The organism is Citrobacter sp. CK202 (assembly GCF_030333225.1).
In the GTDB taxonomy this organism is placed as follows: domain Bacteria; phylum Pseudomonadota; class Gammaproteobacteria; order Enterobacterales; family Enterobacteriaceae; genus Citrobacter_B; species Citrobacter_B koseri.
The window spans coordinates 20,776-34,944 of sequence record NZ_JAOWGI010000027.1 but is presented as its reverse complement, the minus strand read 5'-3'; the positions used below and the strand labels follow the sequence as shown (position 1 = coordinate 34,944).

At 56.2% G+C, this 14,169-nt stretch carries 11 protein-coding genes; 7 read left to right on the top strand and 4 right to left on the bottom strand.

Features of this window, described 5'->3' with window-relative positions; all coding sequences use genetic code 11:
* Positions 1-38 precede the first annotated feature (38 nt).
* A complete protein-coding gene (locus OGX84_RS15635) occupies positions 39-410 on the bottom strand; it encodes a carboxymuconolactone decarboxylase family protein (RefSeq protein WP_012133851.1) in 372 nt (123 codons plus the stop codon).
* Positions 411-501: 91 nt separating this feature from the next.
* On the opposite strand from OGX84_RS15635, the gene OGX84_RS15630 reads away from it, so the two are divergent.
* From OGX84_RS15630 to katG, 3 genes are all read left to right on the top strand, one after another.
* Complete coding sequence (locus OGX84_RS15630) at positions 502-1,410, top strand: LysR family transcriptional regulator (RefSeq protein ID WP_112001493.1); 909 nt, start codon at positions 502-504, stop codon at positions 1,408-1,410.
* 157 nt (positions 1,411-1,567) lie between these two features.
* The gene (gene metF / locus OGX84_RS15625; RefSeq protein WP_012133849.1) at positions 1,568-2,458 is read left to right on the top strand and encodes a methylenetetrahydrofolate reductase; all 891 of its coding nucleotides are present in this window, start codon (positions 1,568-1,570) and stop codon (positions 2,456-2,458) included.
* Between the two features lie 162 nt (positions 2,459-2,620).
* On the top strand, positions 2,621-4,801 hold the full coding sequence (gene katG / locus OGX84_RS15620; protein ID WP_112001494.1) for a catalase/peroxidase HPI: 2,181 nt from the start codon (positions 2,621-2,623) through the stop codon (positions 4,799-4,801).
* 98 nt (positions 4,802-4,899) lie between these two features.
* Here the strand turns inward: katG and gldA are convergent, their stop codons facing one another.
* The 3 genes from gldA to ptsP are packed head-to-tail and all read right to left on the bottom strand — an operon-like array spanning position 4,900 to position 9,191.
* A complete protein-coding gene (gldA, locus tag OGX84_RS15615; protein ID WP_012133847.1) occupies positions 4,900-6,003 on the bottom strand; it encodes a bifunctional L-1,2-propanediol dehydrogenase/glycerol dehydrogenase in 1,104 nt (367 codons plus the stop codon).
* 12 nt (positions 6,004-6,015) lie between these two features.
* Positions 6,016-6,678 (bottom strand): fructose-6-phosphate aldolase, encoded by a 663-nt coding sequence (gene fsa / locus OGX84_RS15610; RefSeq protein ID WP_049008133.1) that lies wholly within the window; start codon positions 6,676-6,678, stop codon positions 6,016-6,018.
* A gap of 11 nt (positions 6,679-6,689) precedes the next feature.
* A complete protein-coding gene (gene ptsP, locus OGX84_RS15605; RefSeq protein ID WP_200097330.1) occupies positions 6,690-9,191 on the bottom strand; it encodes a phosphoenolpyruvate--protein phosphotransferase in 2,502 nt (833 codons plus the stop codon).
* A 308-nt stretch (positions 9,192-9,499) separates the two neighbouring features.
* Here ptsP and OGX84_RS15600 point away from each other — a divergent pair, with 308 nt between their 5' ends.
* From OGX84_RS15600 to OGX84_RS15585, 4 genes are all read left to right on the top strand, one after another.
* On the top strand, positions 9,500-10,579 hold the full coding sequence (locus tag OGX84_RS15600) for a PTS fructose transporter subunit EIIC (RefSeq protein WP_012133843.1): 1,080 nt from the start codon (positions 9,500-9,502) through the stop codon (positions 10,577-10,579).
* A gap of 14 nt (positions 10,580-10,593) precedes the next feature.
* The gene (locus OGX84_RS15595) at positions 10,594-10,914 is read left to right on the top strand and encodes a PTS fructose-like transporter subunit IIB (RefSeq protein WP_024130658.1); all 321 of its coding nucleotides are present in this window, start codon (positions 10,594-10,596) and stop codon (positions 10,912-10,914) included.
* Between the two features lie 112 nt (positions 10,915-11,026).
* Positions 11,027-13,324, top strand: a complete 2,298-nt coding sequence (locus tag OGX84_RS15590) for a formate C-acetyltransferase (RefSeq protein ID WP_112001497.1) — start codon at positions 11,027-11,029, stop codon at positions 13,322-13,324.
* Positions 13,290-14,168, top strand: a complete 879-nt coding sequence (locus OGX84_RS15585) for a [formate-C-acetyltransferase]-activating enzyme (protein WP_112001498.1) — start codon at positions 13,290-13,292, stop codon at positions 14,166-14,168. The genes OGX84_RS15590 and OGX84_RS15585 overlap by 35 nt, the downstream gene beginning before the upstream one ends.
* Position 14,169: the final 1 nt, after the last annotated feature.

Here is a 14,169-nt window from a genome sequence, read left to right as displayed (position 1 = left end):
TATGTAGGCCGGATAAGGCAACGCCGCCACCCGGCGATTCACCGAGTTGCAAACACCTCTTTTGCGGCGAACAGACCGTTCAGCGCAGCCGGAAAACCGGCATAAACCGCCATCTGCATTATCACTTCGATAATTTCCTCCTGCGTTAACCCCACATGTCGCGCGGCGGCAATATGTACCTTCAACTGCGGCGTAGCATTGCCCAGCGCGGTTAACGCGGCGACGGTTGCGATTTCCCGACTGCGTAAATCCAGCCCTGGCCGGGAATAGATATCGCCAAACGGAAATTCGATCAGATAGCGGGCAAAATCTGGCGCAATGTCTTGCAAACTTTCGATCACCGCATCGCCACCCTTGCCATCCACCTGTTGCAGCATTTTCTGACCGGTAATAAAGCGTTCTGAATGCATAGTGTATTCCTCGTTTGTCTGGAGTCTGTGGCGTGAGGATAGGGGGCGCGGAATGATTTGGATAATACCGTTTCCGTGATACCTTTTCGGTATGACAACATCCCCTCTGCACTCTCTGGATATCCGCCTGCTACGCTACTTTGCCGTGGTGGCGGAAGAGAACAATATGAGCCGCGCGGCACAGCGACTGTTTATGTCGCAACCGCCGCTGAGCCGCCATATTCGCCAGCTTGAAGAACGTCTGGGGGTGACGCTTTTTGTCCGTCATACTCGTGGACTTACGCTGACGGATGAGGGTCTGCGCGCGCTGGAAATCGTCCGCCCGCTGCTGGCGCAGCAGGACAAAACGTATGCTGCGCTGAATCAACTGGCGCAAACCGGCGCGCAATCGCTGCGTTTAGGGCTGAGCACCGCGTTTGAGCAGGGGATTTTTGCCCCCCTGGAGGCGCAGCTGAACACGCGTGTGGAGAGGCTGCATATTGTGCGTCATGGTTCGCCTGAACTGGTACGCCAGGTGCGTCGGGGGAAACTGGATGCGGCGCTGGTGGCGCTGCCGCTTGAGGCCACAGGGTTAAGCGTCACGCCGCTCGACTGGCAAGAACCGTTGATTGCCGCATTACCCTCCGTCTGGCCGGAAGCTAGCCTGACGTCGCTCTCCTTAACTGCGCTTAACCACCGCCCGCTGTTCTGGTTCAAACGGGAACGTAATCCGGCCTTTTTTGACTACACCCGACACATTTTCCGTCGCGCTGGTTACGCCCCCTCCTGCCTTGAAGAACCGCTGGAACATGATGTGCTGCTCGCGCGAATCGCCCACGGCGATGGCCTGAGTTTGCTCCCGGGCTCGTTTGCCGCTATTCAGCGCCAGGGCGTGATATTCCGCGCACTTAGCGACACTGAATTACGTATTCGTGCCGGGCTGGTGATGCTGCCTGAGAACGCTGTACGGTTGCGGTGGTTAAATACGCTTGCGATGCAATCCTTCATCATTTCGGACTGATTTGAATTTTTTTCACGTTGTCTGAGTATTCCTCACCTTTAACAGTGATTTTTCTGTTGACGGCATCCCACTTTTCGGTCATTTTTACATCCAGACGTCTAAACGGATAGATGTTCACAACACAACATATAATGACATGCGATTGATGAGGTAAGGTATGAGCTTTTTTCACGCCAACCAGCGGGAAGCCCTGAATCAGAGCCTGGCGGAAGTTCAGGGTCAGATTAATGTTTCGTTCGAGTTTTTCCCGCCGCGCACCAGTGAAATGGAGCAAACCCTGTGGAACTCTATCGATCGACTGAGCAGCCTGAAACCGAAGTTTGTCTCCGTGACCTACGGCGCCAACTCCGGTGAGCGCGACCGTACGCACAGCATCATCAAAGGCATTAAAGAGCGTACGGGCCTGGAAGCCGCGCCGCACCTGACCTGCATCGACGCCACCCGCGATGAACTGCGTACCATTGCCCAGGATTACTGGAATAACGGTATCCGCCATATTGTTGCCCTGCGCGGCGACCTACCGCCGGGGAGCGGCAAGCCGGATATGTATGCCGCTGACCTGGTCAGCTTACTGAAAGAGGTTGCCGATTTTGATATCTCCGTCGCCGCTTACCCGGAAGTCCACCCGGAAGCGAAAAGCGCGCAGGCGGATCTGCTCAACCTGAAACGCAAAGTCGATGCTGGCGCTAACCGCGCAATTACCCAGTTTTTCTTCGATGTGGAAAGCTACCTGCGTTTTCGCGATCGCTGCGTCTCTGCGGGCATTGATGTCGAAATTATTCCGGGCATTCTGCCGGTCTCCAACTTTAAGCAGGCGAAGAAATTCGCTGATATGACTAACGTGCGCATTCCGGCGTGGATGTCACAGATGTTTGACGGCCTGGATGACGATGCGGAAACCCGTAAGCTGGTTGGGGCGAATATCGCGATGGACATGGTGAAGATCTTAAGCCGTGAAGGCGTGAAAGATTTCCACTTCTACACCCTGAACCGCGCTGAAATGAGTTACGCCATTTGCCACACGTTGGGTGTGCGGCCCGGCCTGTAACATGATTAGCCCTCTTCGGAGGGCTTTTTTATGCACATTTTGATCTGACGCCTGATACATAAATTTAAAAGATATTAGCTATCGAATCTGTGGGTTATTTCAACTATATCTTATCGTTGGTGATGTATATCGTAACGATAACACTGTAGAGGGAGCATATAGATGAGCATGTCTGACGATACCCATAATTCATTGTCTACCGGGAAGTGCCCTTTCCATCAGGGCAGCCACGACCGTAGCGCGGGTGCTGGCACCAGCAGCCACGACTGGTGGCCTAACCAACTCCGTGTAGATCTTCTGAATCAACACTCCAACCGTTCGAACCCGCTGGGTGAGGACTTCGACTACCGCAAAGAATTTAGCAAACTCGACTATTCCGCCCTGAAAGGGGATCTTAAAGCTCTCCTGTCCGATTCTCAGCCGTGGTGGCCTGCGGACTGGGGTAGCTATGCCGGTCTGTTTATTCGTATGGCATGGCATGGCGCGGGCACTTATCGTTCCGTCGACGGGCGCGGCGGCGCCGGACGCGGGCAGCAGCGTTTTGCACCGCTGAACTCCTGGCCGGACAACGTCAGCCTGGATAAGGCGCGTCGTCTGCTGTGGCCTATCAAGCAGAAATATGGCCAGAAAATCTCCTGGGCCGACCTGTTTATTCTGGCGGGTAACGTGGCGCTGGAGAACTCCGGTTTCCGTACGTTCGGTTTTGGCGCCGGGCGTGAAGATGTGTGGGAACCGGATCTTGATGTGAACTGGGGGGATGAGAAAGCCTGGCTGACGCACCGTCATCCCGAAGCGCTGGCGAAAGCGCCGTTGGGCGCCACCGAAATGGGGCTTATCTACGTTAACCCGGAAGGGCCGGATCACAGCGGTGAACCACTTTCCGCCGCTGCGGCTATCCGCGCGACGTTCGGCAATATGGGCATGAACGACGAAGAAACCGTGGCGCTGATTGGCGGCGGTCACACATTGGGTAAAACCCACGGTGCGGCGGCGGCGTCCCATGTTGGCGTTGATCCAGAAGCCGCGCCGATTGAATTGCAGGGGCTGGGCTGGAGCAGTGACTACGGCAGCGGCGTAGGCGGCGATGCGATTACCTCGGGTCTGGAAGTGGTCTGGTCGCAGACGCCGACCCAGTGGAGTAATTACTTCTTCGAAAACCTGTTCAAATACGAGTGGGTGCAGACGCGCAGCCCGGCGGGCGCGATCCAGTTCGAAGCGGTTGATGCGCCAGAAATCATTCCCGATCCGTTCGATCCGTCGAAGAAACGTAAACCCACCATGCTGGTGACTGACCTGACGCTGCGTTTCGATCCAGAATTCGAGAAAATTTCCCGTCGTTTCCTCAACGATCCGCAGGCGTTTAACGAAGCATTCGCCCGCGCATGGTTCAAACTGACGCACAGGGATATGGGGCCAAAAGCGCGCTATATCGGGCCGGAAGTACCGAAAGAAGATCTGATTTGGCAGGACCCGCTGCCGCAGCCGGTATTTAATCCGAGCCAGGAAGACATCGTCAACCTGAAGGCCGCGATTGCCGCGTCCGGGCTTTCCGTCAGCGAACTGGTGTCGGTTGCATGGGCATCTGCGTCAACCTTCCGTGGCGGCGATAAACGAGGCGGCGCCAACGGCGCTCGCCTGGCTTTAGCGCCGCAGCGAGACTGGGATGTGAACGCCGCTGCGGCGCGCGTTCTGCCGGTTCTGGAAGAGATTCAGAAATCGTCCGGGAAGGCGTCTCTGGCCGATATCATCGTCCTTGCGGGCGTTGTCGGTGTGGAGCAGGCAGCAAGTGCGGCGGGTGTCAGCATCAGCGTGCCGTTCGCGCCAGGCCGTGTGGATGCTCGTCAGGATCAGACGGATATCGAGATGTTTGAGCTTCTCGAACCGATCGCAGACGGCTTCCGTAACTATCGCGCACGGCTTGATGTGTCGACCACCGAGTCACTGCTGATTGATAAAGCGCAGCAGCTGACGCTGACCGCGCCGGAGATGACGGCGCTGGTGGGTGGGATGCGCGTTCTGGGCGCTAACTTTGATGGCAGCCAGAATGGCGTGTTTACCGACCGCCCGGGCGTACTCAGCAATGATTTCTTTGTGAATCTGCTGGATATGCGTAACGAGTGGAAAGCGGCGGACGAATCGAAAGAGCTGTTCGAAGGCCGCGATCGCCTGAGCGGTGAGGTGAAATTCACGGCGACCCGCGCAGACCTGGTATTCGGTTCTAACTCGGTACTGCGTGCCCTGGCGGAAGTTTACGCCAGCAGCGATGCGCGCGAGAAATTCGTGAAGGATTTCGTCGCGGCATGGGTGAAAGTGATGAACCTGGATCGTTTCGATCTGCTGTAAGCCATCTCAGTAAAATGTGTAGGCCGGATGAGCGCCAGCGCCATCCGGCAAATAAAAAAAGCCCGCACTATCTGCGGGCTTTTTGTCTCTCCTGATCGTTATTCCCACTCTTGCAGGAAACGTTGACCATACTGGTCGGCAACCAGCAGGGCGGCGTAAACCTGATCCGGCGTGGCGCCGCCAGGCATGTTGTGAATGGTTTCGCCTTCCGCGCAGGAGGCTTCCGCCACCGTGCGCATCTTCGCCGGAATGTCCTGCTTAATATCCAGTTGCGCCAGCGTGATCGGCAGGCCAACGGAATGGCACAACGCCGCAGCGGTTTCGATCTCTTCAACCGGCGCGTTTTCCAGTACCAGTTGCGTCAGCGTGCCGAACGCCACTTTCTCACCGTGATAGTAGTGATGCGCGTCTGGAATCGCCGTCAGTCCGTTATGTATGGCATGCGCCGCCGCCAGACCGCCGCTTTCAAAACCGACGCCGCTCAGGTAAGTGTTGGCTTCAATCACGCGTTCCAGCGCCGGCGTGACGACATGCTGCTCAGCCGCCAGCATGGCCTTTTCGCCCTCTTCGATCAGCGTGTTATAGCACAACTCCGCCAGCGCGAGCGCCGCCTGTGTACACTTGCCGCCCGCCATCGTGGTCGCGCCGCTGCGTGAACAGGCGCGCGCTTCAAACCAGGTCGCCAGCGCATCGCCGATACCGGCAGCCAGCAGACGCGCGGGCGCGCCCGCGACAATTTTGGTATCAACAATCACCATATTCGGGTTACGCGGCAGCATCAGATAGCGTTCAAACTCGCCTGCATCGGTGTAGATCACGGAAAGCGCGCTACAGGGGGCATCGGTAGAGGCGATGGTCGGCGCGATAGCGACCGGGACATCCATAAAGTGGGCCAGCGCTTTCGCGGTATCCAGCGTTTTGCCGCCGCCGATGCCGAGAACGGCGCCGCACTGCGCTTTATCTGCGACGATACGCAGACGATCGATTTCATTTTGCGAACATTCGCCGCCAAATGGCGCGATTTCCAGAGCCAGTCCGGCATCCTGGAAGCTTTTCTCCAGCGCGGATTGGGCAAAATTTAAGACAAATTTGTCTCCGACCACCAGCCAGCGTTCGGCCAGGGGTTTGAGATATTCTCCAAGACGTGTGATGACATCTGCACCCTGGATGTATTTACCAGGAGATTGAATAATGTGGTCCATACTTTATTTCCCTCACAGGTTGATGTGGCCAAATGCGTTATTCCAGTCTTGCTCAAACTTCCCTATAGCTGACTCTACCGCAGGGGTATTGAGCATTTGTTGAGCTACATCTAAAGGAAGGGTGATTGCTTCGCATCCTGCGAGTAAGCAATCCAGCGCCTGACGCGGCGTTTTAAAGCTGGCGGCCAGTACCATGCTGCCCGGCGCATGCATCTCCAGCAAGGTTTGCAGTTCCTGCACCATACGGATGCCGTCGCCGCCTTGGGCATCAACCCGATTGACATACGGGGCGACGTATTTTGCGCCTGCCAGCGCCGCCAGCAGGCCCTGCGCTGCGCTGTAGACAGCCGTTCCCAGCGTCGTAATACCTTCTTTTTTGAGCTGTTTGATCGCCGCCAGACCTTCGGCAGTGACCGGAATCTTCACCACAATACCAGGAATGGCATTGCTCAGGCGTTTGGCTTCTTCCACCATTCCTTGCGCATCGCGGCTCATCGTCTGGGCAAATAGCGTTCCCTCTTTGCCGATGGCTTTTTGCAGGCGAGGCAGTACATCCCAGATGGATTCTTTACTCGCCGCCACAATGCTTGGGTTGGTGGTGACGCCAGCAACAGGGAAGATGCGCGCCAGACGTTCGACTTCCGCGACGTTCGCGGTATCCAGATAGAGTTCCATTTTGCTCCCTCTTAGAGTTCAAGTTCATGTTGCAACAGGCTGGCAATTGCCTCGGCAGATGCGGCGTTGACCAGCGCGTTGCGGAATTCTTCGTGCATAATGCGGCGGGCCAGGCGTGAGAAAATGCGCATATGCTGGTCGCCTGCGGCGTGTTTGTTGAGTGTCAGCATGATGATGAACTGCGCATCGTCATCGCCCCAGCGTACCGGCGCTTTCAGACGCGCTACGCTGATGGTGGACTGCTCAATGTGTTCAGATTTGCTGTGTGGAATGGCGAAGCTAAACCCTAACCCGGTGGAGAACACGGCTTCACGCGCCCACAGGTCGGCCTCCAGCTTGCGCGGGTAGCGACAGCGGCTTGCCAGCAGCAGGTTGTCGGTCATCCCCTTGATCACCTCTTCTTTGCTGCGCCAGTCGCTATCAAGCGTGATGCACTGGGCGGTGACCAGCGGCGCGTCCTGCTGGGCCATGCGGAATTGCGCCAGCAGATGCTCCACTTCCAGCGAGGTGCGACAAGCCATCGCCTGATTCAGCAACTGGCGGCAGGCACGACTGTCGAGCTGCGCCATCCGCGCTTTGGCGGCAGGAATTGACGGCGCGCTCATGCTGATCTCGTCCAGCCCCAGACCGACCAGCAGCGGCAACACTGACCCTTTCGCGCCGAGTTCGCCGCACAGGCCAATCCATTTCCCCTGACGATGTACCGCCTGTACGGCGAAATCCAGCGCGCGCAGGAAGGCCGGATTCAGGCTGTTGTAGTGACGAGTGACTTTGGCGTTGTCGCGATCGACCGCCAGCAGATATTGCGTCAGGTCATTGCTGCCAATACTGAAGAAATCAATCTCTTCACAGCACTGGTCGATGATGAACATCACCGATGGCACTTCCAGCATGATGCCGAGGGGGATCTTCTCATCAAACGGGACGTGCTCGTTGCGTAACTGCTGTTTAGCCTCCGCCAGCTTCTCTTTGACCCACAGGATCTCTTCCATTGAGGAGATCATCGGGATCATGATTTTCAGGCTGCCGTGTGCGGAAGCGCGGAGGATCGATCGCAACTGCGTGGTAAACAGCGTGGCGTACTCTTCATAAATGCGTACGGCGCGATAGCCGAGGAACGGGTTGGCTTCCGCAGGAATGTTCAGATAATCAACGGGCTTGTCACCGCCGATATCCATCGTGCGCACAATAATGCTACGGCCCTGTGCGGACTCCAGCGCCTGGCAAAAAATGTTGTACAGCTCGTTCTCGCAAGGTGCGCTGGTTCTGTCCATATACAGCATTTCTGTACGGAACAGACCAACCGCTTCCGCGCCGTTGCCGAATGCCGCTTGCGCTTCGACGGAGTGCGCAATGTTGGCGGCCACTTCCATACGGATACCGTCGGCAGTGCGCGCTTGTTGGGTCAGCCAGATACGCTGTTGCTCGCGTAAAGCGTCCTGCACGCGGGCTTCCTGTTGGTAGTAACGGGTGACGGGTTCATCTGGCGCAACGACAATCGCACCGTCGTTGCCGTCGATATAGACCGTCTGGTGCAGCCACGGCGTTAGTGCCTCAATATCCACGCCAACCAGCGTGGGAATGTTGAATGAGCGGGCAAGAATAACCGTGTGCGAAGTCGTACCGCCGCTTTTTAACAACAAGCCTTTGAGGAACGTTTTGTCCAGTTCGAGGAACTGGCTTGGGGTGAGTTCATCGGCCATACAGACGGTGGGTTGGGTCAGTTTGCCTGGCGCCGGGAAGCGTTGTTCGCCATAAATTTGTTGCAGGAGCTGGAAGCAGACGTCGCGTACGTCCAGCGCGCGTTCCTGTAAATAGCGGCTGCTGGAACGGGCAAACTCATCACAAAAGTGCCCGGCGCTTTCGACTATCGCCTGCGCGCAGCTTAAACCGCGCGCAACGCCTGCCAGCAAATGTTGGCGCAGGGAGGTGTCGCCTGCCAGCGAACGGTGGGCTTCCAGAATAGCGCTGGTGGTGCCGTCGCTGTCGAGCTGGCGGAACGCAATATTCTTTATCAGCAGCGTTAAGCCGTTATCCAGCGCAGATTGCTCGGTCTCTATATTACTGGCAGCAGGAAGTTCGCCGAGCGTATTGAGATCCAGCGAGGAGAGCTGCGTCAGAACGCCGCCCGCGCTGCCGGTGCAGACGGCGCGGGCGCGAAAAAACAGCGGGTTCAGCTTTGTCAGCGACGCCGGAAGCGGCTCCAGCTCACTGTTTTTGATCTCCGCCAGAGGCGCATCGCAAAGGGGGAATTCATCGCGCAGCCATTGGCTCAGGCGCTGGTGGGCATCCTGTTCGTCCGTACCCGAAATCAATAACTGACAGGCGTCGCCTGCCAGCGTGTCGGTGCCAATCAGCGCCAGCGCGCTTTTGGCGTTGCCTTTACGGTCGGTGCGCAGGTTATGCCACTCAATGTGTGAGGTAAAGGTGTTGCACAGCGTCTCAACGTGGCTTGCCGGGCGGGCGTGTACGCCATTGGGCAGCTCACAGGTAAATTCCACAATCAGGGCCATTGCCTTTCTCCCATAACGATTTTCTGGCTACAGGATAAAAGGGCGTTGCCGCATAGTGCCATGTGACAAAACTGCCAAATGCTGGACAAATGTAACATACACGTCAAATTGCGAGACACTTCACAAGTCGGAATGCGGCATCTTATTTCTGAGGTTTGATAAGTTATGAGGCGGATCGCATTTTTGTACTGATATTACAAAAATCCAGTAAATGGCCTTTTTATCCACTGTCTGCGCCGCGTTGGATTGCCTATTGTTTGCCACAACAACGTTATGGATAGGGGCCTGAAGCGGCCCGGGAGCGACTTATGAAAGAGTTGGTGCAGATCCTGAAAAACACCCGTCAACATCTGATGACCGGTGTTTCGCATATGATCCCCTTCGTCGTAGCGGGTGGGATCTTGCTGGCGGTTTCCGTCATGCTGTATGGCAAAGGCGCTGTTCCCGATGCCGCGACCGATCCTAATCTCAAGAAGCTTTTTGATATTGGCGTCGCAGGGCTGACGCTGATGGTGCCTTTTCTCGCCGCCTATATCGGTTACTCCATTGCTGAACGTTCCGCGCTGGCGCCTTGCGCGATCGGCGCCTGGGTGGGCAACAGCTTTGGCGCCGGGTTCTTTGGCGCGCTCATTGCCGGGATTATCGGCGGTATCGTCGTGCATTATCTGAAGAAAATCCCGGTGCATAAGGTATTGCGCTCGGTGATGCCTATCTTCGTTATCCCTATCGTCGGCACCTTCATTACCGCAGGCATCATGATGTGGGGGCTGGGCGAACCGGTTGGCGCGTTAACCACCAGCCTGACCCAATGGCTGCAAGGAATGCAGCAGGGCAGCATCGTGCTGCTGGCGGTCATCATGGGGCTGATGCTGGCCTTCGATATGGGCGGCCCGATTAATAAAGTGGCCTACGCCTTCATGCTGATTTGCGTGGCGCAGGGCGTATACAGCGTGGTGGCGATTGCTGCGGTGGGTATCTGTGTTCCGCCGCTGGGTCTGGGCCTGGCAACGCTGGTTGGCCGTAAAAACTTCTCTTCTGAAGAACGTGAAGCCGGTAAAGCCGCGCTGGTAATGGGCTGCGTTGGGGTCACGGAAGGCGCGATTCCCTTCGCCGCCGCCGATCCGCTGCGCGTGATCCCGTCCATTATGGTTGGCTCTGCCTGTGGTGCGGTAACGGCTGCGCTGTTTGGCGCGCAGTGTTATGCCGGCTGGGGCGGGCTGATTGTTCTGCCGGTTGTGGAAGGCAAGCTGGGTTATATCGCGGCAGTCGCTGTCGGGGCGGTAGTGACGGCAATCTGCGTTAACGTGCTGAAAAGTCTGGCGCGTAAGAAAGTGTCTCAGGTTGATGAGAAAGAAGACGACCTGGATTTAGAGTTTGAGATGAATTAAGTGAGGAATGAGCCATGACGAAGATTATCGCAGTAACAGCATGTCCTTCTGGTGTCGCACACACCTATATGGCGGCCGAAGCGCTGGAAAGCGCGGCCAAAGCGAAAGGCTGGGAAGTCAAAGTCGAGACTCAGGGCTCGATTGGTCTGGAAAACGAACTGACTGCGGCGGATGTGGCGGATGCGGATATGGTGATTCTGACCAAAGATATCGGCATCAAGTTTGAGGAACGCTTTGCGGGTAAAACCATTGTCCGCGTCAACATCAGCGATGCGGTAAAACGCGCCGATGCCATTATGAACAAAATTGACGCGCATCTTTCGCAAATTGCTTAACGTTAGAATGCCCGATGGCGCAAGCTTATCCGGCCTACGATGTTAATCCCCGTAGGCCGGATAAGGCGTTCACGCCGCCATCCGGCAACAAGCTTGCCTACAGGAGTTCCTCATGACGAATCGTACCCAGCGCCTTAAAGCCGCACTTTTCCAGAATAACCGTGAAATTTCGCTTGAGCGCGCGCAGCTGTATACCGCCAGCTATCAGCAGACAGAGGGGGAGCCGGTCATATTGCGTCGCGCTAAAGCGACGGCGTATATCCTTGAGCATGTTGAAATTTCGATTCGTGATGAGGAGCTGATTGCCGGGAACCGTACGGTGAAACCGCGGGCGGGGATTATGTCGCCGGAAATGGACCCGTACTGGTTACTTAACGAGTTAGATCAGTTCCCGACGCGTCCGCAGGACCGTTTTGACATCAGCGAGGACGATAAGCGCCTCTACCGCGAGGTGCTGTTCCCGTACTGGGAAAAACGGTCGATGAAGGATTTCATCAACGGCCAGATGACCGATGACGTGAAAGCCGCCGTCAGCACGCAGATTTTTAGCGTTAACCAGACGGATAAAGGGCAGGGGCACATTATTATTGATTACCCGCGGCTGTTGAATCATGGTCTGGGTGAACTGGTGGCGCAAGTGCGGCAACACTGCCAGCAGCAGCCGGACAATCACTTTTACCAGGCGGCGTTGCTGCTGCTGGAGGCTTCGCAAGGCCACATTCTGCGTTACGCGATGCTGGCGGAGAAAATGGCGGAAAGCTGCCTGGATGCGCGTCGGCGTCAGGAGTTGCTCACCATTGCCGCGAACTCCCGACATAACATGCAGTACAAGCCGCAAACCTTCTGGCAAGCGTGCCAGCTGTTCTGGTACATGAACATCATTCTGCAATATGAGTCTAACGCCAGCTCGCTCTCGCTGGGGCGTTTTGACCAGTATATGCTGCCGTTTTATCAGGCATCGCTGAGCCAGGGCGAAGACCCGGCATTTTTAAAAGAACTCCTCGAATCGCTGTGGGTAAAATGTAACGACATCGTGCTGTTACGTTCGACCAGCAGCGCACGCTATTTTGCCGGATTCCCGACCGGTTACACCGCATTGCTTGGGGGATTGACGGAGAACGGACGCAGTGCGGTGAACGTGCTCTCTTTTCTCTGTCTTGATGCGTACCAGAATGTGCAACTGCCGCAGCCGAACCTTGGCGTGCGTACCAATGCGCTGATTGACACGCCCTTCCTGATGAAAACAGCGGAGACGATTCGCCTCGGCACCGGTATTCCGCAGATCTTTAATGATGAAGTGGTTGTGCCCGCGTTCCTGAACCGGGGTGTTTCGCTGGAGGACGCCCGTGATTACGCGGTAGTGGGGTGTGTGGAGCTGTCGATTCCGGGCAGAACCTACGGCCTGCACGACATCGCCATGTTCAACCTGCTGAAAGTGATGGAAATCAGCCTGTATGAGAATGAAGGAAACCGCACGCTGACGTACGAAGATCTGTTGGCGTATATTCGCGCCAAAATCAGCCATTACATTACGCTGATGGTGGAAGGCAGTAATATTTGCGATATCGGCCACCGTGACTGGGCGCCGGTACCGCTGCTTTCCTCGTTTATCAGCGACTGCCTGGATAAAGGCCGTGATATTACCGATGGCGGCGCGCGTTATAACTTCTCTGGCGTACAGGGGATTGGCATTGCTAATCTGAGCGACTCCCTGCACGCGTTAAAAGGGCTGGTATTTGATCAGCAACGTTTACGTTTCGATGAACTGCTGGCGGTGTTAAAGGCGAACTTTGCGACGCCGGAAGGTGAGCGAATTCGTGCCCGGCTGATTAACCGCTTCGAGAAATACGGTAATGATATTGATGATGTGGATAACATCAGCGCTGAACTGCTGCGCCATTACTGTAAAGAGGTGGAGAAATATCAGAACCCGCGCGGTGGGCAATTTACACCGGGTTCATACACTGTCTCCGCGCATGTGCCGCTGGGTTCGGTGGTGGGGGCGACGCCGGATGGCCGTTTTGCCGGGGAACAGCTGGCAGACGGCGGGTTGTCGCCAATGCTCGGCCAGGATATGCAGGGGCCGACGGCGGTGCTGAAATCAGTAAGTAAACTGGATAACACGCTGCTTTCTAACGGTACGCTGCTCAACGTGAAGTTTACGCCCGCGACGCTGGAAGGTGAGGCCGGCTTGCGCAAACTGGCGGATTTTCTGCGCGCCTTTACCCAGCTTAAGCTACAGCATATTCAGTTTAACGTGTTGAATGCGGATACATTGCGTGAAGCGCAATTGCGCCCGCAGGATTTCGCCGGGCTGGTGGTGCGCGTGGCGGGTTACAGTGCCTTCTTTGTCGAGCTGTCGAAGGAGATCCAGGATGACATCATTCGCCGCACCGCGCATCAGCTGTAAGAATCTGGAAACGAGCGCTGATGATGTCGCACGTATTTTCAACATTCAGCGTTATTCGTTGAATGACGGGCAGGGAATTCGTACGGTGGTCTTTTTTAAAGGCTGCCCGCATACCTGTCCGTGGTGCGCCAATCCAGAGTCTATTTCGCCACGCATCGAAACGGTGCGGCGGGAGAGTAAATGTCTGCATTGCTCGCCCTGCTTGCGTGATGCGGATGAATGCCCTTCCGGGGCGTTTGAACGTATCGGGCGCGATATTACGCTGGATGAACTGGAACGCGAGGTGATGAAAGACGAACTCTTTTTTCGCACCTCCGGCGGCGGCGTCACGCTTTCTGGCGGTGAAGTATTAATGCAGGCGGCGTTTGCCACACGGTTTTTGCAACGTCTGCGACGTTTCGGCATTTCCTGCGCGATTGAAACCGCAGGCGATGCGCCTGCCAGTCGGTTGCTACCGCTGGCTAAAGCGTGTGATGAAGTGCTGTTTGATTTAAAGATTATGGAGCCGCGCCGGGCGCATGAGGTGGTCAAAATGAATTTACCACGCGTGCTGGATAACCTGCGTTTACTGGTAAACGAGGGGATTACGGTCATCCCCCGTTTGCCGTTGATTCCGGGCTACACGCTCAACGTTGAGAATATGCAGCGTGCGTTGGCAGTGTTGCTATCGTCAGGGATTAATCAGGTGCACCTGCTACCGTTTCATCAGTATGGTGAAGCGAAATACCGTCTGCTTGGGCAGGCGTGGGCAATGAAAGATGTGCCTGTACCCTCGCCGCAAGAGGTGGCGGAAATGCAGGCGTTGGCAGAGCGAGCCGGGTTTCTGGTCACTGTGGGAGGTTAAT